This is a genomic window from Halosolutus gelatinilyticus, assembly GCF_023028105.1.
In the GTDB taxonomy this organism is placed as follows: Archaea; Halobacteriota; Halobacteria; order Halobacteriales; family Natrialbaceae; genus Halosolutus; species Halosolutus gelatinilyticus.
On record NZ_CP095491.1, the window covers coordinates 681,805 to 704,918 of the forward strand.

Annotated in this window: 28 protein-coding genes and 1 pseudogene; 16 read left to right on the forward strand and 13 right to left on the reverse strand. The window is 66.2% G+C overall.

The window, feature by feature from the left end:
- Nucleotides 1-51: 51 nt before the first annotated feature.
- Nucleotides 52-861: a midas domain-containing protein gene (locus MUH00_RS03485; RefSeq protein ID WP_247002380.1), complete on the reverse strand. Its 810-nt coding sequence runs from the start codon at nucleotides 859-861 to the stop codon at nucleotides 52-54.
- A 120-nt stretch (nucleotides 862-981) separates the two neighbouring features.
- Between MUH00_RS03485 and MUH00_RS03490 the strand changes: the two genes are divergently transcribed.
- The gene (locus MUH00_RS03490) at nucleotides 982-1,545 is read left to right on the forward strand and encodes a class I SAM-dependent methyltransferase (protein ID WP_247002381.1); all 564 of its coding nucleotides are present in this window, start codon (nucleotides 982-984) and stop codon (nucleotides 1,543-1,545) included.
- 11 nt (nucleotides 1,546-1,556) lie between these two features.
- Here MUH00_RS03490 and MUH00_RS03495 read toward each other — a convergent pair whose 3' ends face one another.
- Nucleotides 1,557-2,306, reverse strand: a complete 750-nt coding sequence (locus MUH00_RS03495; RefSeq protein WP_247002382.1) for a class I SAM-dependent methyltransferase — start codon at nucleotides 2,304-2,306, stop codon at nucleotides 1,557-1,559.
- Between the two features lie 183 nt (nucleotides 2,307-2,489).
- The gene (locus MUH00_RS03500) at nucleotides 2,490-2,684 is read right to left on the reverse strand and encodes a cold-shock protein (protein ID WP_247002383.1); all 195 of its coding nucleotides are present in this window, start codon (nucleotides 2,682-2,684) and stop codon (nucleotides 2,490-2,492) included.
- Nucleotides 2,685-2,877: 193 nt separating this feature from the next.
- Between MUH00_RS03500 and MUH00_RS03505 the strand changes: the two genes are divergently transcribed.
- Nucleotides 2,878-3,342 (forward strand): nucleoside deaminase, encoded by a 465-nt coding sequence (locus MUH00_RS03505; RefSeq protein WP_247002384.1) that lies wholly within the window; start codon nucleotides 2,878-2,880, stop codon nucleotides 3,340-3,342.
- Nucleotides 3,343-3,376: 34 nt separating this feature from the next.
- Here MUH00_RS03505 and MUH00_RS03510 read toward each other — a convergent pair whose 3' ends face one another.
- Together MUH00_RS03510 and MUH00_RS03515 are read right to left on the reverse strand one after the other, a co-directional pair.
- Nucleotides 3,377-3,838 carry a phosphopantetheine adenylyltransferase gene (locus tag MUH00_RS03510; protein WP_247002385.1) on the reverse strand — a complete coding sequence of 154 codons (462 nt, stop codon included), beginning with the start codon at nucleotides 3,836-3,838 and terminating at the stop codon, nucleotides 3,377-3,379.
- A gap of 51 nt (nucleotides 3,839-3,889) precedes the next feature.
- A complete protein-coding gene (locus MUH00_RS03515) occupies nucleotides 3,890-4,540 on the reverse strand; it encodes an alpha/beta hydrolase (protein WP_247002386.1) in 651 nt (216 codons plus the stop codon).
- 541 nt (nucleotides 4,541-5,081) lie between these two features.
- Here MUH00_RS03515 and MUH00_RS03520 point away from each other — a divergent pair.
- The 4 genes from MUH00_RS03520 (at nucleotide 5,082) to MUH00_RS03530 (ending at nucleotide 8,991) form a co-directional block, all read left to right on the forward strand.
- Nucleotides 5,082-5,846 (forward strand): aldo/keto reductase, encoded by a 765-nt coding sequence (locus tag MUH00_RS03520; protein ID WP_345780922.1) that lies wholly within the window; start codon nucleotides 5,082-5,084, stop codon nucleotides 5,844-5,846.
- 78 nt (nucleotides 5,847-5,924) lie between these two features.
- Nucleotides 5,925-6,047 carry a hypothetical protein gene (locus MUH00_RS22830; RefSeq protein WP_256464805.1) on the forward strand — a complete coding sequence of 41 codons (123 nt, stop codon included), beginning with the start codon at nucleotides 5,925-5,927 and terminating at the stop codon, nucleotides 6,045-6,047.
- 121 nt (nucleotides 6,048-6,168) lie between these two features.
- Entirely contained in the window at nucleotides 6,169-6,885 is a 717-nt protein-coding gene (locus MUH00_RS03525) for a hypothetical protein (protein ID WP_345780937.1), read from the forward strand.
- Between the two features lie 150 nt (nucleotides 6,886-7,035).
- A complete protein-coding gene (locus MUH00_RS03530) occupies nucleotides 7,036-8,991 on the forward strand; it encodes an MEDS domain-containing protein (protein WP_247002389.1) in 1,956 nt (651 codons plus the stop codon).
- Nucleotides 8,992-9,037: 46 nt separating this feature from the next.
- Here the strand turns inward: MUH00_RS03530 and MUH00_RS03535 are convergent.
- A pseudogene (locus tag MUH00_RS03535) lies at nucleotides 9,038-9,526 on the reverse strand (FAD-dependent oxidoreductase); the annotation flags it as partial.
- A 293-nt stretch (nucleotides 9,527-9,819) separates the two neighbouring features.
- On the opposite strand from MUH00_RS03535, the gene MUH00_RS03540 reads away from it, so the two are divergent.
- The 6 genes from MUH00_RS03540 (at nucleotide 9,820) to MUH00_RS03565 (ending at nucleotide 14,138) form a co-directional block, all read left to right on the forward strand.
- The gene (locus tag MUH00_RS03540) at nucleotides 9,820-10,629 is read left to right on the forward strand and encodes a helix-turn-helix transcriptional regulator (RefSeq protein ID WP_247002390.1); all 810 of its coding nucleotides are present in this window, start codon (nucleotides 9,820-9,822) and stop codon (nucleotides 10,627-10,629) included.
- A gap of 242 nt (nucleotides 10,630-10,871) precedes the next feature.
- Entirely contained in the window at nucleotides 10,872-11,411 is a 540-nt protein-coding gene (locus tag MUH00_RS03545; protein ID WP_247002391.1) for a hypothetical protein, read from the forward strand.
- Between the two features lie 257 nt (nucleotides 11,412-11,668).
- The gene (locus MUH00_RS03550; protein ID WP_247002392.1) at nucleotides 11,669-11,842 is read left to right on the forward strand and encodes a DUF1059 domain-containing protein; all 174 of its coding nucleotides are present in this window, start codon (nucleotides 11,669-11,671) and stop codon (nucleotides 11,840-11,842) included.
- Nucleotides 11,843-12,129: 287 nt separating this feature from the next.
- Nucleotides 12,130-12,735: an OsmC family protein gene (locus MUH00_RS03555; protein WP_247002393.1), complete on the forward strand. Its 606-nt coding sequence runs from the start codon at nucleotides 12,130-12,132 to the stop codon at nucleotides 12,733-12,735.
- Nucleotides 12,736-12,748: 13 nt separating this feature from the next.
- On the forward strand, nucleotides 12,749-13,519 hold the full coding sequence (locus MUH00_RS03560; RefSeq protein ID WP_247002394.1) for a methyltransferase domain-containing protein: 771 nt from the start codon (nucleotides 12,749-12,751) through the stop codon (nucleotides 13,517-13,519).
- Between the two features lie 139 nt (nucleotides 13,520-13,658).
- Entirely contained in the window at nucleotides 13,659-14,138 is a 480-nt protein-coding gene (locus MUH00_RS03565; protein WP_247002395.1) for a hypothetical protein, read from the forward strand.
- 11 nt (nucleotides 14,139-14,149) lie between these two features.
- Here the strand turns inward: MUH00_RS03565 and MUH00_RS03570 are convergent, their stop codons facing one another.
- The 6 genes from MUH00_RS03570 to MUH00_RS03595 form a co-directional block, all read right to left on the reverse strand.
- Nucleotides 14,150-14,560, reverse strand: a complete 411-nt coding sequence (locus tag MUH00_RS03570) for a universal stress protein (RefSeq protein ID WP_247002396.1) — start codon at nucleotides 14,558-14,560, stop codon at nucleotides 14,150-14,152.
- A gap of 319 nt (nucleotides 14,561-14,879) precedes the next feature.
- Nucleotides 14,880-15,272, reverse strand: coding sequence for a DUF5518 domain-containing protein (locus MUH00_RS03575; protein ID WP_247002397.1), 393 nt, complete (start codon nucleotides 15,270-15,272; stop codon nucleotides 14,880-14,882).
- 417 nt (nucleotides 15,273-15,689) lie between these two features.
- A complete protein-coding gene (locus tag MUH00_RS03580; RefSeq protein ID WP_247002398.1) occupies nucleotides 15,690-15,941 on the reverse strand; it encodes a hypothetical protein in 252 nt (83 codons plus the stop codon).
- A gap of 137 nt (nucleotides 15,942-16,078) precedes the next feature.
- Nucleotides 16,079-16,744 carry an AIM24 family protein gene (locus MUH00_RS03585; RefSeq protein ID WP_247002399.1) on the reverse strand — a complete coding sequence of 222 codons (666 nt, stop codon included), beginning with the start codon at nucleotides 16,742-16,744 and terminating at the stop codon, nucleotides 16,079-16,081.
- A gap of 243 nt (nucleotides 16,745-16,987) precedes the next feature.
- Nucleotides 16,988-17,989, reverse strand: a complete 1,002-nt coding sequence (locus MUH00_RS03590; protein WP_247002400.1) for an NAD(P)-dependent alcohol dehydrogenase — start codon at nucleotides 17,987-17,989, stop codon at nucleotides 16,988-16,990.
- A 289-nt stretch (nucleotides 17,990-18,278) separates the two neighbouring features.
- A complete protein-coding gene (locus tag MUH00_RS03595; protein ID WP_247002401.1) occupies nucleotides 18,279-19,304 on the reverse strand; it encodes an SGNH/GDSL hydrolase family protein in 1,026 nt (341 codons plus the stop codon).
- A 174-nt stretch (nucleotides 19,305-19,478) separates the two neighbouring features.
- Between MUH00_RS03595 and MUH00_RS03600 the strand changes: the two genes are divergently transcribed.
- Nucleotides 19,479-20,516 (forward strand): alpha/beta hydrolase, encoded by a 1,038-nt coding sequence (locus tag MUH00_RS03600; protein WP_247002402.1) that lies wholly within the window; start codon nucleotides 19,479-19,481, stop codon nucleotides 20,514-20,516.
- Between the two features lie 171 nt (nucleotides 20,517-20,687).
- Here the strand turns inward: MUH00_RS03600 and MUH00_RS03605 are convergent, their stop codons facing one another.
- Nucleotides 20,688-21,371, reverse strand: coding sequence for an SOS response-associated peptidase (locus MUH00_RS03605; protein ID WP_247002403.1), 684 nt, complete (start codon nucleotides 21,369-21,371; stop codon nucleotides 20,688-20,690).
- Nucleotides 21,372-21,612: 241 nt separating this feature from the next.
- Here MUH00_RS03605 and MUH00_RS03610 point away from each other — a divergent pair, with 241 nt between their 5' ends.
- The 3 genes from MUH00_RS03610 to MUH00_RS23130 all read left to right on the forward strand — a co-directional run bounded on the left by MUH00_RS03610 (nucleotide 21,613) and on the right by MUH00_RS23130 (nucleotide 23,105).
- A complete protein-coding gene (locus MUH00_RS03610; RefSeq protein ID WP_247002404.1) occupies nucleotides 21,613-22,107 on the forward strand; it encodes an alpha/beta hydrolase in 495 nt (164 codons plus the stop codon).
- Nucleotides 22,108-22,518: 411 nt separating this feature from the next.
- A complete protein-coding gene (locus tag MUH00_RS03615) occupies nucleotides 22,519-22,911 on the forward strand; it encodes a cupin domain-containing protein (protein ID WP_247002405.1) in 393 nt (130 codons plus the stop codon).
- The gene (locus tag MUH00_RS23130) at nucleotides 22,911-23,105 is read left to right on the forward strand and encodes a hypothetical protein (protein ID WP_425603039.1); all 195 of its coding nucleotides are present in this window, start codon (nucleotides 22,911-22,913) and stop codon (nucleotides 23,103-23,105) included. Before MUH00_RS03615 ends, MUH00_RS23130 begins: the two co-directional genes overlap by 1 nt.
- Nucleotides 23,106-23,114 lie beyond the last annotated feature (9 nt).

Consider the following 23,114-nt stretch of genomic DNA (forward strand, 5'->3'; position numbering starts at 1 on the left):
GACGGCGATCGCCCGCTCGTCATCGACTCCTGGCGTCTCGGCCAGGCCGGTCTACTCGTTATCGCGGTTTCGATCGTCCTCGCTCGCTCCATCTTCCGTCGTCGGACCCGTCGGCTCCTCGTCGCGGATCGCTTCGGGATCGACCTCCGCGTCCGTGTGTCGCGGGTCCGACTCCGGTTCCACTTCGGCGTCCGATCGACTCGCGTCCGCGTCGGGTTCGACTTCGGCGTCGGTCCGCTCGGCTCCCTCCTCGGGTTGCAGTTCGGCCTCGGGCTCCCGGTCCGTCAGTTCGCTCGGATCGACGTCGGCGCCGCGAGCCGACCGCTCGCGTTCGATCGCGTCCGGTTCCTCGGCGCGGTCCGAATCCCGCGGCGCCTCCGACGCGTCGGTTTCGTCGAGTCCGCTCGTTCCGCCGGCGGGCTCCGGTTCCGGTTCGTCCCGGATTGCGCTCTCGGTTCCGGCGTCGGAGCCGCGCTCCGTCCCCGTCGTCCGCGATCGCTCGTCGCGATCGACCTCCCCGACATCGGTGTTTTGCGAATCGGCCGACTCGTCGCTCACCGCCCCGATCTCGCGTTCGCCTTCGGCACCGCGTTCGTCTCGAACCGCCGCCCCCTGTGTCGTGGAGTCGTCTTCGAGGAAGACGGCGGCTTCGGTGATCTCGTCGACGTCCGACTCGGACAACTGCATCTGCTCCTCGCCCGCCGATTCCCATCCGATCGCGGCCTTGATCGAATCCGTGATCCCGGGGTCCGGCTCGACGTACGCCGTCCCCGACTCGACCGCAGTTACCATCCCGATCTGTTCGCCGGCCGCGTTCTCGACGGGTTTGCCGATCTCGTCGTCAGTAATCGTCGGGCTCATACGCGTTTCTGAGCCCGTCCGGGGGAAGCGTGTGGTGCCTGCACACCCTGGCAGGAAGCGATCGAGCGCGTCGAGCGACGGGCGTAGGCTCAAGTGAGTTCGCGTCGCCTCCCCACAGGAATGACCACGGAGCACCGATCCCGAGGAGAGTTGTCGGGCGAGCCGGCGCTTCCGCCGGACCGGGAGACCACGCTCGCGGAAGCGGTGGCCGATCGGCTGCCGAACGGCCGCGCGCTCGACATCGCGACGGGCGACGGGCGCGTCGCGATCGAACTCGCCGATCGCGGCTGGACGGTCGACGCCGTCGACATCTCCCGGGCGAAACTGGATCGCGCCCGCGAGCGGGCCGCCGGACGATCGGCGAGCGTCGAGTGGATCCTCGCCGACGTCGACGGCTACTGCTTTCCCGAATCCGCCTACGACGTCGTCTCGATCCGGTTTTTCGACGCGCGCGATCGGCTTCCGGACGTAAAAGGAGCCCTCGCGCCGGGCGGCGCGCTCGTCTACGAACACCACCTCCAGCCGTCCGACGAACGCGATCCGCGAAACCCGTATCGGTTCGAATCGAACGAACTGCTGGAGGCCTGTGCGGAACTCTCGGTGCGGTACTACGCGGAAGACCCGGACCGGGCGCGCGTCTGGCTCGTCGCCAGCAACGAGTCCGCCTCCGAGCGGGAGGGCTAATCGGCGGAAGTTCAGCGATTCGAACCCGTCGACCGAAACACCCGCATCGTCACCCGATCGAGGTCGATCGATCGGCGCTCGACGAAGCCGGCGTCGGCGAGCGCCCGATCCCAGTGGCGTTTGTACAGGGTGACGCCGTCGACGGAGGTCACGCGGATCCCGTCGCTCGATCGCGCCCGAGCGGACCCGGAATCGGACTCGGACGGCTCGGGATCGGATTTGGAGTCGAACCTCCCTGGGTCGGGTTCGACTTCGGCCGTGACGAGCACCTCGCTCGTCACCCGCGCGAGGTCGGCGAACACCCGATCACAGGAGGGGTGCAGGTGCTGGAGCGTCTCGACCGAGTAAACGACGTCGAACCGATCGTCCTCGAACGAAGGGACGACGGACTCGATCGCGCCGCGGTGGAACGTGCCCGTCGCGGCGAGGTCCGGATAGGTTCGGCCCATTACGTCGAACGCGTCCGCGTTGAGGTCGATCCCGGCGAGGTCCGAGTAGCCGTGTTCGAGGAGGTGCGCGAGGTGGCGACCCGAACTACAGCCGAGTTCGAGGACGGCCGCGTCTCGATCGACGTGCTCGGCGAGGACCTCCCGAAGTCGATCGCTTCGTTCGTCGGAGCCGTAGTACGCATAGTACTCGGGTGAGTAGGCGCGAGACCGCTGTTCCCACCGGCGACGAACGTCGTCGGCGTCCCGATCGTTGTCTCTGTCCGTCCTGTCGTCTCCGTCCGTTCCGCCGTCTCCGTCCGTATCTGAACTCACACGTACCTCGTTGCGGATTCGGTAATTGCGACGCCCGCAGTCGGCGGTACCGACGGAGCGACGTCGATCGCCGTCGTGACGACAGTCCCGTCGCGGCGGCCACGACGCTATTCGTAGTCCCGATCGGCGACGCGGGACGCGGGATGTTGACGCGTCCGATCGGGTCGGGGTCCGTGTCGGGAGCTAGAGACGTTCGAGATTGGTCGCCCGCGGCCCTTTCTCCGCCTGTTCGATGTCGAACTCCACTTCCTGGCCTTCCTCGAGGTCGGGGCCGCCGACGTCCTCCATGTGGAAGAAGACGTCGTCGTCGATCTCGTCCGTCTCGATGAAGCCGTAGCCCCCTGTCTCGTTAAAGAACGCGACCGTACCGGTTGGCATTACAGGTTCCTCCACGTGGTCCGAACAGAGCCGCGTTGATATACCTGCATCTGGCAGGTGCCACGGGTATATGACGGGACGGGCATTCGACCGACACTGTTCCCGGCCAACGACGGACCGACGCCGACTCCGGGCCGAACACGAGCCGAACGGCGGCGAGCGGACTTACGTCCGCACCCGGCGAGGAGCGTGTATGAGCCACCCTGACTTCGACGCCTTCGACCACGACTCCCACATGCGTCGCGCCTTCGATCTCGCCCGATCGGCCGTCGATCGGGGCGATCGCCCGTTCGGCTCCGTCCTCGTCCGCGACGACGAAATCGTCATGGAGGCCTCGAACCGCGTCCTGACGGAAGACGACGTCCGGCGCCATCCCGAACTCCACCTCGCCTACCGCGCTGGCCGGGAACTCGATCCGGCGGCGCGCCGCGGGACGGTCATGTACACGAGCACCGAACCGTGCCCGATGTGCGCCGGCGGGATGCGGTACGCCGCGTTCGGGCGCGTCGTCTACAGCGTCGGCAGCGACGAGCTGTCGGCGTTCACCGACCAGGGGGCGCCGGTCCGATCGGCCGACGTGCTCGACGGCGTCACCGAGGTCGTCGGCCCCGCGCTGAACGCCAAGGGGCGAAGACTCCACGAGGAGTTCGACTGGTGAGCGAGCGCGCGGCCGTCGATCCGTTCCGATCCGATCACTCGATCGCCCTCCCACGGTCGTCGATCTCGCCCCGGACGATCCGCGTCGACGAGATTCGCTCGCCATTCTCGGCCAGGACGTACGGGGCCACGATCCCCGTCAGCGGATCGAGTCCCCGATTCCGCCGCTCGTCGTTGATCGGGACGAGTTCGTCCGCGGTCTCGGGCGAGACGACCAGCGCGTCGACGGTCGGATCATCCGCGACGATCGCGTGCGGATCGGAGACCTCGCGGATTTCGACCTCGCGGCCCCGCTCGTCGAGGTCCTCGACGATCGACTCGAGATCGGCTTTCCGCGCCTCGTACGGTGGTACCGGACGCGATCGCGATTCGCGAGCGAACTCGTCGCTCGTCAGTCCGACGATCACGCCGTCGTCGCCGAACCGAAGGGCGTGCTCAAACAGGTTCCGATGACCGTCGTGGATCGGCCCGAACGTGCCAGCAACTGCGACGCGCATACCGCACATCGACGGCGCCAAACCACAAGAAAACGGGGGCGTCCGCGGACGCTATCGATGCTCCCGGAGGAACGCCATCGTCTCCTCGAGCACCGTTTCTCGGTGTCGATCCGCTCGGTAACTATGGCCCGCGCCCTCGATCGCGACGAGTTCGGCGTCGGCGAGCCGATCGACGATCCACCGGGCGTCGTCGAGGTCCACCACCTCGTCGTCGGTTCCCTGAACGAGCGCGACCGGCGTCGAAATCGCCGCGACCCCCTCGGAATCGAGAACGACCATCCCTTCGGCGTCCGCCCCGAGGTAGGCCGCCGGCGCCCATAGGACCGCCCCCTCGAAGGCCGACAGCCCGTGAGTGAACAGGAGGCCGCCGCCAAGGCTCTTGCCGACCGCGAAGACGCGATCGCAGCCCCGCTCCCGGAGGATATCGGCCGCCGCGTCGATCTCCTCGTGAAACGTCGAGAGGTCCTTCGCCTTGATGTCGTCGTGGCTCCCCCAGCTCTCGTACTGCAGGAAGCACCACCCGACTCGCCGGTCTCGCGCGCGAGACGATCGAAGATTCCGCCGAACGGTCCGGCGCTCGCACCGGGTACGAGCACGACGCCGCGGGACGATTCGGATGCCAGAACGGTGGGTCGAGCGGGGTGGCGATCGGTGCCGACGACGAGCGTCGTTTGTTCGATTTCCATCGCGTTCGCGCTTCATTTCCGACCCCGTATTAAACCCTACTAACATAAACCCGATCCCGGCGCTCACGAGATTTCGCTCTCGCGGTGAAATCGAACGCGAAAAAACACGACCGGACGGAGCCACGATTGAGCGCCGAACGGGAGCGGATTCCGATCCTTCGGCCCTGGGGTAGTTCGCGGATCTCGCTTACGCGGGATTCGCTACTGGGCCTTCACACCGATCCGCGATCGCGGATCGGGTACGGACCGCTTCGGCTCCGTCGAGGGGACCGTTAATCCGTCTGACCGAATTTCCGGTTATCCCTCGACACTCGATTCGATCGACGTAATTGCCGTCGAACCGAGTCGTTCGGTGTCGCCTTGCGGCTTCGCCCGTTACTATGCTGTACGTTACCATCACTCATAAACCTTGTTCAGCGGCGGTATCACGTTATCTCCGGCGGGAGTACCAGCGCGTGCCGAGTAGCCGATCACGCACGGGGAAGTCGAGCACTCGGGCGGGGTCGGAACCAATCGCGATCGACGATCGTTTACCGCGGCGTCCGGATACGATGGATGTGGACCTTCCGCCTATCGGCCTCGGCACGATGGGGATCGAGGATCCCGACGTCGTCGAGACGGCCCTCGACGTCGGCTACCGCCACCTCGACACCGCCCGGATCTACGGGAACGAGCGCGTCGTCGGGGAGGGACTCGCCGCGAGCGACGTCCCCCGCGACGAGGTGCTCGTCGCGACGAAGCTCTGGATCGACGACCTGGCGCCGGGCCGCGTTCGCGCCGCGGCCGAGGAGAGCCTCGATCGGCTGGGACTCGATCGGGTCGACCTCTGCTACGTCCACCGGCCGCGGGGCGAGTACGACCCCGCCGAAACGCTGCCGGCGCTCGACGACCTCGTCTCCGACGGCCTCGTCGACGCCGTGGGACTGTCGAACTTCACGGTCGATCAGCTGGCGACAGCCCGGGAGCACCTCGACGCACCGATCGCGGCCCATCAGGTCGAACGCCACCCGCTGTTCGCCGAGAACGACCTCCTCGCCGACGCGCGGGAAAACGGCTACCCGCTCGTGGCGTACTCGCCGCTGGCCGGCGGTCGAGTCCGCGAGTTGCTCGAGGTGCAGGCCGTCGCCGAGAAACACGACGTCACCCCGGAAACCGCGGCGATCGCCTGGGTCGTCGGCACCGACGGCGTCGTCGCGATCCCGAAGGCGTCGTCGCGAGCGCACCTCGAAGCCAACCTCGCCGCGGCCAACCTCGATCTGGACGCCGAGGACCGCGATCGGATCGCGTCGATCGATCGGGAGGAGGAACTGTTCCCGGAGTGACGGGGTGTTGATCCGCACGCACCGTCACAGCCCCGATCGGCGGAACGTTCACAAACGAGCCCCGCGTCACCCTCGCGTATGAGCACCGACTGGCCGCGAGAGATCGGCGAGCACACCGTGTCCGACCGGTGGGAGTGCGAAGACTGCGGCGCCAGTTACGCGTGTCTCGACCAGTTCAGACGCTCATCCTGCGAGCCGTAACCTCGGCGATCGGCGAGGCGCCACACCGGCCGATCGAGGCCGAGCGCACCCCTGCGAGTTTTTCACGCGTCGTACGTTGAGTGGCGGTATGGGCGCGACGATCAACGACACCGTTCGGGGAATGGGATCGCGGGCGAATCCGGCCTTCGCCGCCGGGGTGATCGTGATCCCGATCGCGGCGCTGGCGTACGCGATTCGGTTCGGCACGGTTCAGCAACACACGTACGTCCACGTCACGGCCGGAGTGCTTTGGACCGGGATCGACCTGTTCATGGCGCTCGTACTCGGTCCGGTCCTCGGGGGCCTCGACGTCTCCGAGCGAGCGAGCGTGTTCGAGCGGTTCACGCCGAAGATGACGTTTCTGATGCCGGCGCTGGCGCTCGTGACGATCGCCGGCGGGATCACCCTCGCGATTCGATTGGGGATTTTTCCGCACGCCGACCCGTGGATCGCGCTGTTTTCGACCTGTTCCGTCCTTCCGGCGTTACTCCTGCTGGGGTGGCAGTTGAAGGCGGTTCGCGATCGGCGGTGGCAGGCGGCCTTCGCGATCGCGCTCGTCGCTCACGCGGCCTTCCTCGCTGTGACCCTCCCCGCGTTCGAGACGACGACGCCGTCGATCGCCGTCTCCCTCGCGATCGTCATCGTCCTCACCGTGCTCGGCTTCGGCGTGTTACTGCCCGGAGAAGCCCGGATCTACCTGGAGATGGTGTCGGCCGATCCCGATCCGAACGTGATCAGCCGCTACGGCATGCGCAACGCGAAACTCAGCGGCGTCCAGGGTGCGTTTCAACTGGCGATCGTCGTCGTCATGGTGTACATCCGCTGGGGCTGGATCTGATCGTCGACCGGTTTCGTCGACGTTCCGACGCGATTGCCGACCCGGCCGAAGTCGCCGGCGACCTCGCGCCGAACCGAACGAGCGTGCTAGGCGGTGTCGCGGCCGGTTGCCGGGGGCCACCGTTATACGCGTTCATCGATTACCGGGTCCATGATCGAGCAGATCGGCGGTGATCGGCGGGCGGTCCGAACGGTGGAGACGGGGCTCGACGCGCTGCGTCGCAGCCCCGACTTTCGGGGGCCGGTCGAACCGCTCGACAACCACGAGCACGTCAACGACCACCTCGCGCTCATCTACGAGAGTCGCGAGGAGCAGTTCGCGGCCGCGATCCCCTTCCTCCGCCAGGGACTCGAACTCGGCGAGCGGTGCGTCTACATCACCGAGGAGAACCCCCGCGAGGTCGTCGTCGAGGAGATGGAAACCCGCGGAATCGACGTCGACGCCGCGATCGAATCGGGACAGCTCTCGATACACGACGAACACGAGACCTACCTCCGGACGGGACGGTTCGACCCCGACGACACGATCGCGTTCCTCGACGAGACGATCGCCGCGGCGAACGAGGAGTTCGACGGGCTGCGCGTCACCGGCGAGATGGGCTGGGTGCTGGGCGAGGACCCCGACGTCGAGGACCTCATCAAGTGCGAGGGAAAGGCCAACTACCTCTTCGATGAGGTCGACGGAATGGCGCTCTGTCAGTACAACCGCGAGCGGTTCCCGGCTGACGTCATCCGCGACGTCATCAGCACCCATCCGCACCTCATCCACGGCGACAGGGTCAGTCACAACTCCTACTACACGCCCCCGACGGAGTTCTTCGGTCCCGAACGGCCCGAGCAGGAGGTCGACCGCCTGCTGGGAACGCTGCGAGAGCAAACCGAGGCCAAGGTCGCGCTGGAAGAGCGCGAACGACACCTGCACCGACACCACGAGATCACCGCGGACCCCGATCGGACGTTCGAACAGAAGGTGAACGCGCTATTCGGGCTCGGCTGCGAGCGGTTCGACCTCGAACTCGGCGCGATGGCCCGCGTCGACGTCGACGCCGATCGGGTGGAAATCGAGTACGTGAGCGGCGATCACGACTACCTCGAACCCGGCGTCGTCCTCCCGCTCTCGGACACGTACTGCGCCGCGACGACCGACGGCGGGGTCACGAGTGTAACCGATCCGACCGGAGACGACTACGAGGCGATCGCCGTCCGGACCGAGTTCGGCTTCGATACCTACCTCGGAACGCTCGTCGAGATCGAGGACGGTCCCGACCGAACGTTCTTCTTCATGGACTCCGACCCTCGCGATCGGGCGTTTTCGCGCGACGAACGCACGTTCCACCGGCTGATGGGCCAGTGGGTGAAATACGAACTCGAGCGACACTACCGCGAGCGGACGCTCGAGCGGACGGTCGACCGCCTCGAAGCGTCCAACGAACGGCTCGAGCAGTTCGCCTACGCCGCTTCGCACGACCTCCAGGAGCCGTTGCGCATGGTGTCGAGTTACCTCCGGCTCATCGAGCGTCGAGCGCCCGGGGAACTGTCCGCGGAGACCGAGGAGTTTCTCGAGTTCGCCGTCGACGGCGCCGATCGGATGCGCGAGATGGTCGACGGTCTCCTCGAGTACTCCCGGATCGAAACGAGGGGACGGCCGTTCGAATCGATCGACCTGGAGACCGTCTTCGAGGACGTTCTGGACGATCTGCAGCTCAGAATCGACGAAAGCGACGCGGAGATCACGGCGACGTCGCTGCCGCGAGTCGAAGGCGACGGCGATCAGCTCCGACAGGTCTTCCAGAATTTGCTGGATAACGCGATCACGTACAGCGGCGACGAACCGCCGCGGATCCGCGTCGACGCCGAACGCGAGTGCGACGAGTGGACGATTTCGGTCCGCGACGAGGGGATCGGGATCGACGCGGACGACCCCGGTCGCGTCTTCGACGTTTTCGATCGGTTACACACCCGCGAGGAGTACGCCGGAACCGGGATCGGACTCGCCATCTGCGAACGGATCATCGAACGTCACGGCGGCGAGATACGGGTCGAGTCCGAGCCGGGCGAGGGAGCGACGTTTTTGTTCACGCTTCCGGCGGCGGATAGCGGATACTGACGCCGATCGATCGGGATCCGAAAGAGGGGAACGAGACGACTCCGAGTTAGCTCGCGCGCGGGAAGTTGTCGATCGTGGCCGCGCGGAACGCCGTCTCGTCGAACTCGTACTCCTCGTCGAGGAACGACAGGACGGTCCGCGTATCCTGCATCGCGTTCTTCAGGCAGGTGGAGGCGCCGGGCGACAGCGTGATGTTGAAGATGATGTCGTCGCCGACGAGCTTCGCCTCGCCCATGTCGAGCGATTTCTCCGTGGTGTCGACGATCTGTGGACGGACGCCGCCGTACCCCTTCGCGCGTTGAATGTGGTTGAGTTCGACGCTCGGGACGACCTTCTGGACGTGCGGGAGGAACTCCTTCGGTCCGGCCTTGGGAAGGTCGTAGACGAGGTTCCGGAGCACGTAGGGAAGGAGGATGCGATCGGAGAGGATGTTCGCGTAGCTGAGAAACGCCGCGCCGTTCAGCCCGAACACGTCGAAGAAGTCTCCCACGGTGGAGATGCGGCCGCGTTCGAGGGCCGGGACGAGTTTCGCGGTCGTGTACAAAAGCGACGCGCCGCTAATACCGCCACCGGCGATAACGAGGTCGTACTTGCCAGACATAAACTATGGTCTCCACCTCGATCACGGAATTCCGGCTAAATAACTCGTCTTTTTTCGATCCGATTCTCGGCATCAACGAGCCTGATATCGACGGTTCTCGCCCGATGCGCCGGGATCGATCCAGCCGATAATCGCCCCGTCGATCTCCGACGCGATCGTTCGTCCGGTTCGATCGTCGGCCGCGGCCGAAGGGGTATAACTATGCCCCTTGCGTGTGTACGACTACCATGATTCCGAGTGCCACAAGTTCGCCGCTCGACGACGTCGAGTACCTCGCGCGGTCCGAACACCGCGTGACCGCACTCGACGCGCTGTCTAGACGGCCCCAGAGCCGAGCCGATCTCCGCACGCTGACCGGCGTTTCGCAGTCGACGATCGGCCGCACGCTGCGCGCGTTCGAAGACCGTCGCTGGATCACCAGAGAGGGCGCACACTACGAGGCGACGGCGCTGGGTACGTTCGTCGCGACGGGGATGCGAGAGCTGATCGACCGACTCGAAACCGAGCACCGACTCCGCGAGGTCTGGGAGTGGCTGCCGTCCGAGGCGACCGGATTCACGATCGAGATGATCTCCGACGCGGTCGTGACGGTCGCGGCCGCCGACGATCCGTACCGCCCGGTAAACCGGTTTCTGACCCTGCTCCGGGAGGCCGATCGGTTTCGGTTCGTCGGGTTCGACGTGGCGCTGCTCGAGCCGTGTAAGGACGAACTCTGCGGGCGGATCGTCGAGGGGATGCACACGGAGATCATCGCGCCTCCGGCGGTCGCGAAATACATCCGGTCGACCGCTCCCGAGCAGTTCGCGGCCGCCCTAGAGAGCGGCAACCTCGTGGTTCGACTGCACGACGACCTGCCGCACTACGGCGTCAGCCTCTTCGATACTCGGATCGCGATCAGCGGATACGACCCCGCCAGCGGGTCGGTTCGGGTCCTGGTCGATACCGACGGGCCGGCGGCGCGCGAGTGGGCGGAGTCGGCCTACGACGCCTATCGGCGCGAACTGCCGACGATCGCGCTCGAAACGCCGCTGGCGTGACGATCGGGACGCCGCGATCGATCGTCGTCCCCGTCGCCGGTACCGCCTCGACGGTCGACGCGAGACCCGCGTCCCGATCACCGTTCGAGGAGCGCGAGATCCCCGTCGCGGACGGCCGGAGCACGGTCGCTCGGTTCGCAGCTAGTGCACGCGTTGCAGCGACTGACCGACGGGTACCGACTGCACGAATCTCGCCAGATACCTACCTGTACCGCCGTCTCGTACCGTCTTTCGGTGGTACGATGAGCACAGATCAAGCGGCGGTCGATCGACACGGCACAGCACACGAACTCGATCGCGGTGTTCGACTCGGCGCGCTCCTCATGGCGCTCGCGGGCATCGCGTTCGTCGGCTACGGCGTGGTCTTCCTCGGCAGGACGTTCTTCGGGAGCGGCTTCGAACTCGGCGTCGAGACCTTAAACGGCGTCACCCCGGCGGACCTCGATGCGGTGGACCCCGCCGTCATGCACTACATCAATCACCTCCACGTCGCCACCGCGGCGTTTATCAGCTCCACCGGGATCGCCGTGGCGGCGCTCTCGTGGTACGGCGTTCGACGCGGACAGCTGTGGGCGTGGGCGACCGCGGTCGTCGCCGCCGTCGTCGGACTGGCCCTCGCCCTCCCGATGCACTACGCGGACCTGTTCACCCACAACTGGATGACCCACCTCGGTCCGATCTACCTCGCGACGATCGTGTTCGTCGTCGGCGCCGGCCTCTCGGTTCGCGGACTGCTGAGTGAGAGCCGATCGGCAGAATCCGGCGGCGAGACGGACGTCTAGCGGCGCCATCTTTTGGTCGACGCCCGACCGGCGGTCCGCGATCGGAGAGCGACGCTCGACCCGCGAGGGTACCGTCGAGATCGATCGACTCGTTTCCGTGCCGTCGTCGGACGTGGCGAGTCGCTCTCGGAGCGACCGCCGCTTGCAGCACGTGACCGGCTTGCAGCACTCGCACGGCGACCGAAGGGTGCCGGACCGTCACGGGATAGCTATCTCTTCCCCGGCGGCGTACCGCCTCCCGAAGGGCGTGATTACCAATGGCAGACGCACACAAACTCGACTGCGAGTCCCAGGCGGCGGATTGCCGGTTCATCATCCAGTCCGAGGACGAGACGGAAGCGATCGAACTGGCCAAGAAACACATGCGAGAGGTCCACGGGCAAGAGTACTCGGACGAGGAACTACAGGAGGACTACTTACAGGTCGTCTAGGGCGGCCTCACCGTCGATTCTTCGCAGCAGCGCTTCCGAACGAACGTTTCCGAACCGATCGAGGCGTATCGAGCCTCCAGTCGGCGATCCGGTCTCGTTGCAGCCGGCGGCACGGTTCTCGCGTGCGGTCAGCGACCGGTTCCCGCTTGCGGCCACGATCGGTTCTCGCTTGCAGCCGATGACCGCCTTTCATCGCCTGCAAGCGGGCCAGTCGCTGCGAGGTTCCCACAAGATACCTATCTAACAGTTATCCGCGTATCGACGATCGCCGAGAGGTGACGAATCCAATGAACGATACCAACGATACTACCCACGGAGTAAACCTCGAAACGTTCGAGGCGTTCGCCGGCCACGCGGCCGAAAACCCGGCCGACATCCAGTTCGAACTCGAGGCCCGATCGACCTACGAGGGGACCTGTGCCCACAGCCTCGCGACGATCGACTCGTACGCGCTCGGCGGCGAGACGATCGAACGCGACACCCGCGAATACACTATCCCGTACGGCGGCTGGAAGGAGGTTCTCGACGCCGGCGGCTGGGTCGGCGCGACCGATCGGATGGAGCCGATCGAGGTCGCGCTCTCGGCGCTGGCCTCGTGTATCAACGTCGGCATCACGATCAACGCGATCGCGAACGGCGTCGACGTCGAGCACCTTCGAACCCGCGTCCGGACCGACTTCGATCCGGCGGTCCTGTTCGGCCTCGCCGGCCTCGACGAGGCGGACTCGGTCTTCGAGAACGTCGAGGTCGAAATCGAGATCGACGGCGAGGGCGTCGACGAGGAACAGATCGACGAGTGGGCCCAACGCGCGCCGGTGTACGCGCTCGTGTCGCTCGCCCAGGACGTCGACGTCACGATCGACGCGAAAACGCCGGTAGCGGCGGACGACTGAGGTGACGAGTACAATGTCTGACACACTCAACGTCGACAAGCTCGAACGCGAAGTGAAAGACGTCTACCAGGCCGTCGCCGAGACGCCCGACGAGGAGTTCCACTTCGAGATGGGACGACCGCTGGCCGAGCGGCTGGGATATTCGCCGGCGGATCTCGATCGGGTCCCCGACGCCGCGGTCGACTCCTTCGCGGGCGTGGGCTACCACTACGATCTCGCCGATCTGCAGCCGGTCGACGACGTGCTCGATCTGGGTAGCGGCTCGGGGCTGGACGCGTTCGTCGCCGCGCTCCGCGTCGGCGACGGCGGAAGCGTGACCGGACTCGACATGACCGAGGAACAACTGGCGAACGCGCGACGCCTCCGGGACGAGGCCGAACTGGAATCCGTCTCGTTCGAGTCGGGGTACATCGAAGACCTTCCGTTCGAAGACCAGACGTTCGACGTCGTCGTCTCCAACGGCGTCATCAACCTCTCCGCGGAGAAGGATCGCGTCTTCGAGGAGGCGAATCGCGTGCTCAAACCGGACGGTCGGCTGGCGATTTCCGACATCATCAGCGAAACCCAGATGCCGGATAGCATCAAAACCAACGCCGATCTCTGGGCGGCCTGTATCGGCGGCGCCGAGCAGATCAACGAGTACACGACGATGATCGAAACGACCGGCTTCGACGTCGTCGAGGTCAGGGAGAATCCCCAGTACGACTTCATCTCGGACCAGGCCCAGGGCGCGTGCCAGAAGTACGGCGTGAAAAGCGTCTCGCTCGGCGCGCGAACGCGCTAGCGCGGTCGACGGAGGGGGCGGCGGTGGAGCCACACGGACGCGAGATCGGTACCCGAACAGCTACGACGCCGGCCCGCGGCGACTCTCCGATCCCTATCGACGCCGTCGCATTTTTGCCTGGATGAACCGTACGGAGCGTATGCTCCCGCGCCCCTCGCGCGCCGTCCTCGCGGGGACGTTCCTCCGCGATGCAAGACGACTCGCCCTCTCGATTCGCGGCCGGTTGTTCACCCGATCGAAGCCGCTCGAGCCCGCTCTCCTCGTCTCTCGTTCCGTCGACGACATCGAGCGAGCGCTCGGCGAGCGCCACTTCGAGCCCAACTGGGACATGTCGTTCGCGTACTTCGGGGAGGTACTCAACCTTCGACGGGTCGAATACGTCGGCGATCGTCACTCGAAGTTCGACTGGTGGCAGGTCCACGTCCGCGGCTACCACCACCCCGACGGGGTCGAACTCACCGCCCACTTCGAGACGGACCCGAGCGAGTACCCCGACGCTCACGTCGAACGGGTAGGGATCGACATCGATCGCGGCCTCGAGACGCTGACGTCGGCGCTCGAGGACGCGAACGTGGAGTTTCGATCGATGACGCCGGCCGAGGTCGCGGCGCTCGACTGAGGCGATCCCCGTTATCGGACGATCGTCACGGGAACCGACGCGCGACGGGCGACCGTTTCCGCGACGCTTCCAAGCAGGAGCCGCTCCATTCCGTGCCGACCGTGGCTCCCGAGAACGATCGCGTCGACGTCTTCGTCCTGTTCGAACTCGAGGATCGATCGCGCCGGCGACCCGAACAGCGTGACCGTCTCGAGCGGCCGATCGCGCTCGTCCGCGACGGCCTCGGCGCGTTCGAACAGATCCGTCGACGCGTCCTGCCGGTCCTCGACCGACGCGTCGGTGAGTTCGAGGGGCGCGTCTCGGACTCCCGGAACGACGTGCAGCGCCGTTATCGCGGCGTCGGGGTAGCGGTCGAACGCGTAGGACAGCACCGTCTCCGACAGCGGCGTATTGTCGATCGGAACGAGAACGTGGTCGGTCATCGATCGACCGGTAGTCCTCCGACGTACTTAGTACGGATACGCTCGCGGGGAGAGTGTCGGGTGCGGAACTCAGTCACGGATTCCGACCGACGCTACTCTCGGCCCGGGTTCGGAGCGCCGAACGAGACTCGGTCTTCGAAGCCGGCGCTACCGCGTCGAGCCAGGACACCGGATTCGGCCCGTCGATCGGTCCAGAACGCCGCACAGGGCCGCGGGCGGTCGATCCGCCTCGGCGACGGCGAGACGGGCGGCGACAGACTCGAGACCGCGGACGTCGAGTTCCCGTCGTCGACACGGCGATCGCGGCCGACCTGTGCCGCTACAGTTCGTCTTTGACGTACACGCCGAGAATCCCGCCGACGGCGCTCAAGCCGACGGTGTACACGGCGCCGAAAACGAGAACGAAGATCGCCAGCAGTGCGAACGAGGGTCCCCCGCCGGTCCAGAATCCGAGGATGAACGGCACGAGAAACAGGCCGATAAATAGCATCGGGAGGAGCATGACGAGCCCGGCGATCGCGCCGACTCGCAGCCCGTCGTTCGTCGTGCTGCCCTCGAGGTAGCCCGCGACCGCGCCGCCGAGGAGCGTCGACAGCGGAACGAACGAGAGGACGATGCCGGCGACTCCGCCGATCAGCGCGTTTATCGCGGTGCTGGACCGCCGGTCGGTCTCCGGCGTCTCGACGGCGGGATGAGATGATTGCGGGTCCATACCGAACCGGTACAGAGTCGCCGCGCAAAAATGTTGCCGTTTCAACATTCGGCGCGCGTTCGGCCACCACGACGGCCCAGCACCGGCCGTCGGATCGAACGGCCGGCCGGTGGGCGCGTCCGCTCGCGGTAGCTCGGGCCGCCCGATCGAGAAGCGCGGATCGGGTTCCGAACGATGCTCACCGACGTTCGAGCGCGATCGACACCCGCGCTCACTCAGCCGAGTCGTCGTAGTCGGCCGCCTCGATCGGGACGATCAGCGATCGCAGGCGATTTCGATCGGAGCGGCGCCGGCGGCCGTCGCAGATCGGAGCGTCACCGGTGATCGTCGCGGATCGATAGCGGCCGCCGATCGCCTCGAGTCGGAAACCGGCGCCCGGCGACGGTCCGGATCCGTTCGGCGTCGGCGGTCGCGCCCTCACCTGCTCCGCAGAACGCTGCGGATGCCGTCCGAGATCCGTTCCAAGAGCGACGGATCGGTTTCGGTCGTCTCCGCGTCCGCGGGGTTGGCCGCGCCGGCCGATTCTTGTGGCGAGTGGTCGGTTGCGGTCGAATCCGACTGCACCGACGCGCGTTCGCAGTACGGACAGCCGTCGCGGTCCGCGTAGTACGGCAGTCCGCACCGCTCACAGGTCGTCCGTTCCCCGTGGGTTGCGGCCTCGGAACTCATTGGCTCGTTCGAAGAGAGGTTATGAATCGTGATAAATGTCCGTTCCGGACGAGGTGAACACTCAGTCGGGCTGAAACGCGGATCGCAACTCGCAGTCGACGGGACGACGGGATCGACCGGCACCGATCGAGGGTCGATTACTGCTGCGGCCCGCGTTCCTCGTACGGCTGGACGACGACGAAGCCCTCCGAGCCGGTAAACTCGAGCTGATAGGTCTCCTCAGAAGACCGGCCGATCATGTTCGAGAGCGCGCGGTCCATGTGGCTACTCGGGGTCGTGTCGCTCCAGGCGACGGTCGCGCTCGGGTCGGTTCGGACCGGCGGGCGCAACACCAGCGGCGTGCCGTGCGTCGTGATCGCGACGCTACCCGGCCCGACGAGCGAGACGTTGGTCAACCCGCCCGCGGAGAAGCCCGCGATGCTCTTGATGGTTCTGATCTCGTAATTTACGCTCGACTCGAACGCGAGGACGTCGTTTCCGTTGACCGAGATCTCCTCCTCGGCGTCGAGTTCGAGGATCTGGATCTTCTTTTCGTCGTCTGCGAGGTAGAGGTGGCCGGTTCCGCTCGCCTCCATCACCGGCGTTCCCTCGCTCGTCGCCTTCTCCTTGAGAAAGCCCGTGATCCCGCCTTCCGCGGAGGACTTGCCCTCGAACGAGATATCGCCGCTGTAGGCGATCATCGAGCCGGCCTTCGCGATCACCGACCCGTCGAGATCGACGTCGAGGAGCTTACTGTTCTCGAGTTGAAACGTTTCACCGCCCTCCCTGGGCTCGTTCGTGGTAACGAATTCGTCTACGTCCATGATAACTGAGCCGTCTCCGGCTCTATTGACCTGCATGGAAGGGCGAGGTGATATACTTGTACGTCGATCGGTAGCGGCTCGCAAGCGCTGCCGGGCGCCCGTACGACCCCGGTCGACGATCGACCGGCGAATGCGAGGGTGCCGTCGCACGATCGACACGGATCGTTCGAGACGCGGTCCGATTCCGGCGGTTTCGACCGTCACAACACGCAAGCGGTACCGGATCTCGGCTCCCGGGGACGCTCAGCCCGACGCGGTTTCCGGCCCGTCGCCGCCCACCGTTATCACCACCTTTCCCGTGGCGTGTCCGGCTTCGAGATACCTGACGGCGTCGGGGACCTCGGCCAACGGGTATCGACGATCGATAACCGGGCTGACGGCGCCGGCTTCGAGAAGCTCTTTCACGGCGGCCAGATCGGTCGCACTGGGTTCCATGTACAGGTTCCCCAGCGTCTTCTCGCCGGCCATCGAGATCACCGGTCCGAGGATCACGGCTTGCAGCAGGCGCCCGAACGGGCCGCCGACCATGACGTAGCTGCCTCCCGGAGTCAGTGCGCGTCTGTACGCGACGATCGAATGCGGCGCCGCCGCATCGAAAATCAGGTCGTACGATTGCCCGTCTTCGATGACGTCCTCCCGGGTATAATCGATGACCCGATCCGCTCCGATCGAGCGCACTAGGTCCGTTTTGTCCGTGCGACAGACGCCGGTTACGTCGGCGCCGTACGAGTCGGCGATCTGCACCGCGAACGTCCCGACGCCGCCTGACGCGCCGATAATCAAGACCGCGTGGCCCGACCGGATCCGTCCGTTATCTCGAAGCCCCTGAAGGGCGGTAACCGCCGCCGTCGGGACGGCCGCGACCTCCTCAAAGGAGCGATCGGCGGGTTTTTCGATCACCGCCTCCTCGGGCGCCGCGACGTACTCGGCGAATCCGCCGAAGTCGCTCCTCGAGACGTCCCCGAACACCTCGTCGCCCGGCCGAAACCGCGTCACGGCGTTCCCGACGGCTTCGACCCGGCCCGCGACGTCCATTCCGAGTATCCGCCGCTCGGGGGTTCGAACGCCGCCGTACATGAACCGCACCGGAAACGGCGATCCTCGCATGAGGTGCCAGTCGCCGGCGTTGACGGACGCGGCGCGAACGGCTATCAGCACCTCGTCGTCGCCGGGCGTCGGCTTCGCCACCGTCGACGGTTCGAGAACGTCGGGGCCGCCGTACTCGGAATACACTACTGCGTTCATCGCGTCTTCGCCACCGCGTCCGGTTGTCCCCTGGATCGTCATGATCGCCGAATACCGACGTCCAATAGTGAACTTGTCATAGCTGTCGCGTCCCGCCTTCTCCGCCTCGTGTACGCTCGATGATGGTATAATCGTTTGCCCGGTCTTCCCGGTCAAAAATCCCACGTACGGCCCGTAGCAGGAACGAAGTCCCCGTCCCGGCGACTCCCTCGAACGCAGTGACGGCCGCCGCTTCCGGTCCGTCGAGCCACCGGCGGGACGTCTCTCCCGGTTCGCGGACGGCCCTCCCTCAGTCTTCGAGAAGCGGCGCCAGTTCGTCGGCCAGTCGCTCCGCCATCGTCGTCATCGCGCCGTCTCCGGGGTGGACGAGGTCGGTGGTGAGACCGTCGACGCTCGGGAGCAACGCGGGTCCTTCGAGGAGATAGACGTTGTCGTGTGGCGACGCCGCGACGACGTCTCGGAGTTCCGCCCTGAATCGCTCGCAGGTCTCGGCCTCCTCGTGGCCGTCGACCACGTCGCGGGAGTTACGGAAGACGGTGATGCAGACCACCGGCCTCTCGGGGTGGGCGCTCGCGACGGTGTCGACGAGGTACTCGGCGCGCTCGCGGAAGGTCTCCGGGGAGAACCGACCGACCATGTTCACCGAGACGGAGAGCGTCACCACGTCCCAGTCGTCGCGCGCGGCGATGTGGTCCGCCATCGCCGCGTCGCAGTACGCGGTGCCGCAGGAGCCGAGGTTGAGGAGGTCCGCACCGAGCCGTCGGGCGGTCTGGTTCACGTAGGTCAGGTGCTCCCCCAACGCCGCTTCGCCTTCGGTTATCGACGTTCCGTAGGCGAGATACCGGCGATCGGGCACCTCGTCCTCGGTCGGCGGTCGCCGCGCTCCCTCGGCGCCGTGATACCGCGTGTAGCCGCTCCGGTGTTCGCCGGGGAGACAGACCCGACAGACGCGCGGATCGAACGGCAGATCCGCCATGGCGGACGGTTTCAACCGACGTAGCTTCTCGGGCATCGACACCTCGACGGTCCGCGGCTCCGCGCCGATTTCGAACTCGTCGTACCCCTGTATCGGACCCCAGAACACCCGCACCGTCTCGCTATCGGCGCTCCCGCCCGGCCGCACGGAGAGGGTCAGTTCGACCGACTCCTCGGGAACGAACCGGAGTTCGACGCCCGCCGGGTGGCGCACCCGCGACCGCGCGCCCTCGTTGAGTTCGGTCCTGACCGCCTCGGGAACGCGCTGGATCAAGCGACCGCCGCCGTCGACCGGCACGAGCGCGCCGACGTTGTGAAACTGGATGTCGTCCGCGTGCATGGTTCGACCCTCGCGCCGGATACCATTAATCTAGGGAAGGCGGCCGAACGGACGGACCGGCGCCCGCGCAGCCGGGACGCCGCGGCGAGACGGCCCGCGATCCCGGGCCGCGATCGCGAATCCGTCGTCGAACCGCGGATTGTTATCACGTCCGATCTCGCACCGGGAGACGAGATGGACGATCAGCAGTTCAATCCGGACCGGTGGACGGCGCGGCTCTTTCGCGACCACGGGCGCCGGTGCGCCTACGAGGGCCAGACCGGCGACGCGCTCCGCACCTGGCGGACGGCGTTCCGGACGGACCTCCGCCGAGCCCTCGGTCACGAAACGATCGCCGACGCCGGCGTCCCGGAACTGGACCCGGAACGAAACGAGCGCGAGCGCCGCGACGGGTACGACCGCCAGCGGTGGACGATTCGGACGGAGACGGGCCTGCGGCTTCCGTTCTACCTGCTCGTGCCCGACGACGCCGACCCGCCGTATCCGGTCGCGCTCGTCGCCCACGGCCACGGTGACGCGGGCAAGGAACTCGCCGTCGGGCGAGCGAGCAACGAGGACCACCGGCGCCAGATCGACGAGGACGAGCGCGATATGGCGGTTCAGGCGGTCGAACGCGGGTACGCAGCGCTCGCGCCGGACATGCGCGGACTGGGCGAACTCTCGAACCCGGCCGACGCGAAGCTGGGGTATCGAACCTGCCACACCCTGCAGTTGCGCGCGCAACTGTTCGGCCGATCGCTTCTCGGCGATCGCGTCTGGGACGTGACGCGACTCGTCGACTTCGTCGACGACCGCGACGACCTCGACGCCGATCGCATCGCGCTCACCGGCCACTCCGGCGGCGGCGCCGTGGCGCTGTTCGCCGCGGCGATCGACGACCGCATCGACGTCGTCGCGCCGTCGTCGTACTTCTGCACGTTCGAAGACTCCATCGCCGCGATCGACCACTGCGAGTGCAACTATCTGCCCGGCGTCCTCGACCTGGGCGAGATGCCCGACGTCGCGGGGCTCGTCGCGCCGCGGCCGTTCGTCGCCGTCGCGGGACGCGACGACCACCTCTTCCCGGTGGCGGGCGTCCGCCGAGCGTTCGATCGCCTCGCCGAGATCTACGAGGCCGCGGGCGCGCCCGATCGGTGCGAACTCGTCGTCCGCGACGGCGGCCACCGCTACTACGCCGACGGCGTCTGGCCGTTCGTCGACGAGCACCTGTAGACCGCGGCGAGAGACGGACGATCGGGGATCGCGGAAGGAAGTCCACGGGTACCTCGTTACGGCTCGCCCTCGCGATCCGATACGGCGGGCCGCCGCGCATCTCCGTACCGAGCGTCCACCCGACGGACACTAGAGTTCGCAGACGAGTCCGGTCCGGATTCGATCCGGTATTCAGGCGAACTCGCCGAGATCCGATTGGTCGCTGCCCAACGGCTCGATCACCCGAGCATCATCGTTCTCCGGATTGTTCACCCTGGTCGAGATCGGGTACGCGTTCAAGTCGTTCCCGGGGTACGGCCGGCACAGTTCCCGTCGCTCGTCCGAATCCGCATTCAACCACGTCCGCTCGTCCTCCCGCCGGAGGACAACCGGCATCCGATCGTGGATCGGCTCGACGACTTCGTTGGGTTCGGTCGTGAGAATGGTCACGGTCCGAAGCGACTCCCCGGCTTCCGGTTCTCGTTCCTCCCATAACCCGGCCATCGCGAACGCCGGATCGTCTTCACGGTAGACTCGGTACGGCTGTTTCGCTCCGCCGTTCGGTTGCTTCCACTCGTAGAATCCGGTGGAGAGCACCAAGCACGGTCGCGTCTCCCAGGCGTGTCTGAAGGCGGGCTTTTCGTGAGCGGTTTCCGATCGTGCGTTGATGAAGCCCGCATCCGGGTCGCCCATCCACTGTGGAACGAGTCCCCAGCGGTACTCGGTGATCTCGTCGGGGTCGTCGTTCGAGATCACGGGATGCGGTTGTTGCGGCGCGATGTTGAACCGGGCCTGATAGCCGCCGACAGTCACTCGGGCGTCGAACCGCTCCTCGAGTTCGGCTTCCGAGATGAACAGCGAATTTCGCCCACACATACGCGTTGGTACGGTGTTGAAGGGGAAAAACCCGTCTCCAATTCCGTCGTTTTTCTCGGACGTTGCGATCGGCGAGTCGTGGTCTCGTCGCGCTCGTTCCCCATCGCTCGGTGGTAGGTTCGATCGTCGTGACAGTATCCTGTGCGTGTAATACGCCAGGAATTATGAGTCCGCTCGGCGGACGAGACGGATTTCGGGACGCGATTGCGTTCGTTCGGTTGCGCTCGATCGGCGTCATCCGGTGGGGTTCGCGACGTGGTCTGCGACGCGCCCGGCCGAGGAGATCGATCCCGACGTTCGGGCGCTACTGGATAAAGGTGCCGAGGTCGGTGCACCCGATATCAGTCACTGCTCTCCCGAGCAGGCTCGAGCGGATCTCGAGCGATTGTTCGTTCCCGACGTCGAGCCGGACCCGGTCGCCGACGTAACCGAACGGCTGATTCCGGCCCCCGCGCGGGACGTCCGGGTTCGGATTTTCGATCCCGACCCCGGCAAAGCGCTCCCCGCGGTCGTCTACTTCCACGGCGGCGGCTGGGTCGCCGGTGATCTGGAGACGCACGACGGACTCGCGCGGTCGCTCGCGACGGAGGGGGCCTGCGTCGTCGTGTCGGTCGACTACCGGAGAGCGCCGGAGCACCCGTTTCCCGCCGCGATCGAAAACCGAACGTCGAGTTTTCGACGGTCGGGACGCTCGTCGACGAGATCCAGGCCGGCGATCGAGACGCCCTCGACGTGATGGGGACGGAACGACGTTGAACCGTCGTTGTAATCGTCGGATCCCGGACGATCCGTGACCGGAGTCTCGAGGGCGAACTAACGGGCGTCGGCGTCCGATATCGGAGGTGACGGAGGGCGTACACGCCCGATCGGTGCGTCGGCGGGCGCGTCGACTCGCGGGTTCAGCGAGTGGGCAACGAGAATACGCGGAACACGCCGTCGAAAGGTGTCACGATATTCACCCGGTGAAAATCTTCACTAGATAAGTACACGTTTACCAGCCCCGTCCGTCAGCGTGCTACGGAGCGGATCGCGACGCTCTCCGACCTCGGCGGGGCCGCCGCCGGCGGCGCACGAACGGTGTCCCCGCGCCGGCCCTCGAAAACCGGGTGCAGGAGGTGCGTCTGCCCCGTAGACACAGGTGATCGAAATGAAACGAGATAAACGGGACGTGCCGGTCAAAATCGACACGCCAGATGCCGTCGCCCGCCAACAGATGGGATTCGGCGACGCGAGTCAGTACGGAGAACTCAGCGGCGAATACTTCACGCTAGCCGCGGGGACGGACATCACGGGGCTTCTAGAGGGGCTCGAAGACGACCACTGCCAGTGCCCCCACTGGGGGTACATACTGGACGGAACGCTCACCGCCAGGTACGCAGACGGACGCGAGGAGGTAACCGAAGCCGGTGAGTTGTTCTACTGGCCGCCGGGCCACACGGTTCGAGCGAACGACGACTCGGAGTTCATCATGTTCAGTCCGCAGGACGAACACGCCGACGTCCTCGATCACATGCTGCGTAAACTGGGTGAGAGCGCGTAATGGGATCCGCATCAACGCCGACGGATCGGGGTCCGGTTACGGAGGTTGCCTGTCCCCAGTGTGATACCCGGGTGGAGATATCGGTGCCGGATCGTGAGGTCGACCCGGTAGTGAGACCGTACGTCGCGGCCTTCGGAGACCACAGCGTCGTCCACTGTTCGGATGGGCACAAATTCTGGGTGTACTACTGCTGAGGACACGCG

Bases quoted from the DNA above. Each gene is read 5' to 3' on its own strand.
- MUH00_RS03485 (WP_247002380.1), bottom strand. From the start codon at position 861: ATGAGCCCGACGATTACTGACGACGAGATCGGCAAACCCGTCGAGAAC.
- MUH00_RS03490 (WP_247002381.1), top strand. From the start codon at position 982: ATGACCACGGAGCACCGATCCCGAGGAGAGTTGTCGGGCGAGCCGGCG.
- MUH00_RS03500 (WP_247002383.1), bottom strand. From the start codon at position 2,684: ATGCCAACCGGTACGGTCGCGTTCTTTAACGAGACAGGGGGCTACGGC.
- MUH00_RS03505 (WP_247002384.1), top strand. From the start codon at position 2,878: ATGAGCCACCCTGACTTCGACGCCTTCGACCACGACTCCCACATGCGT.
- MUH00_RS03510 (WP_247002385.1), bottom strand. From the start codon at position 3,838: ATGCGCGTCGCAGTTGCTGGCACGTTCGGGCCGATCCACGACGGTCAT.
- MUH00_RS03515 (WP_247002386.1), bottom strand. From the start codon at position 4,540: ATGAAGCGCGAACGCGATGGAAATCGAACAAACGACGCTCGTCGTCGG.
- MUH00_RS22830 (WP_256464805.1), top strand. From the start codon at position 5,925: ATGAGCACCGACTGGCCGCGAGAGATCGGCGAGCACACCGTGTCCGAC.
- MUH00_RS03525 (WP_345780937.1), top strand. From the start codon at position 6,169: ATGGGATCGCGGGCGAATCCGGCCTTCGCCGCCGGGGTGATCGTGATC.
- MUH00_RS03530 (WP_247002389.1), top strand. From the start codon at position 7,036: ATGATCGAGCAGATCGGCGGTGATCGGCGGGCGGTCCGAACGGTGGAG.
- MUH00_RS03540 (WP_247002390.1), top strand. From the start codon at position 9,820: ATGATTCCGAGTGCCACAAGTTCGCCGCTCGACGACGTCGAGTACCTC.
- MUH00_RS03545 (WP_247002391.1), top strand. From the start codon at position 10,872: ATGAGCACAGATCAAGCGGCGGTCGATCGACACGGCACAGCACACGAA.
- MUH00_RS03550 (WP_247002392.1), top strand. From the start codon at position 11,669: ATGGCAGACGCACACAAACTCGACTGCGAGTCCCAGGCGGCGGATTGC.
- MUH00_RS03555 (WP_247002393.1), top strand. From the start codon at position 12,130: ATGAACGATACCAACGATACTACCCACGGAGTAAACCTCGAAACGTTC.
- MUH00_RS03560 (WP_247002394.1), top strand. From the start codon at position 12,749: ATGTCTGACACACTCAACGTCGACAAGCTCGAACGCGAAGTGAAAGAC.
- MUH00_RS03565 (WP_247002395.1), top strand. From the start codon at position 13,659: ATGCTCCCGCGCCCCTCGCGCGCCGTCCTCGCGGGGACGTTCCTCCGC.
- MUH00_RS03570 (WP_247002396.1), bottom strand. From the start codon at position 14,560: ATGACCGACCACGTTCTCGTTCCGATCGACAATACGCCGCTGTCGGAG.
- MUH00_RS03575 (WP_247002397.1), bottom strand. From the start codon at position 15,272: ATGGACCCGCAATCATCTCATCCCGCCGTCGAGACGCCGGAGACCGAC.
- MUH00_RS03580 (WP_247002398.1), bottom strand. From the start codon at position 15,941: ATGAGTTCCGAGGCCGCAACCCACGGGGAACGGACGACCTGTGAGCGG.
- MUH00_RS03585 (WP_247002399.1), bottom strand. From the start codon at position 16,744: ATGGACGTAGACGAATTCGTTACCACGAACGAGCCCAGGGAGGGCGGT.
- MUH00_RS03590 (WP_247002400.1), bottom strand. From the start codon at position 17,989: ATGAACGCAGTAGTGTATTCCGAGTACGGCGGCCCCGACGTTCTCGAA.
- MUH00_RS03595 (WP_247002401.1), bottom strand. From the start codon at position 19,304: ATGCACGCGGACGACATCCAGTTTCACAACGTCGGCGCGCTCGTGCCG.
- MUH00_RS03600 (WP_247002402.1), top strand. From the start codon at position 19,479: ATGGACGATCAGCAGTTCAATCCGGACCGGTGGACGGCGCGGCTCTTT.
- MUH00_RS03605 (WP_247002403.1), bottom strand. From the start codon at position 21,371: ATGTGTGGGCGAAATTCGCTGTTCATCTCGGAAGCCGAACTCGAGGAG.
- MUH00_RS03615 (WP_247002405.1), top strand. From the start codon at position 22,519: ATGAAACGAGATAAACGGGACGTGCCGGTCAAAATCGACACGCCAGAT.
- MUH00_RS23130 (WP_425603039.1), top strand. From the start codon at position 22,911: ATGGGATCCGCATCAACGCCGACGGATCGGGGTCCGGTTACGGAGGTT.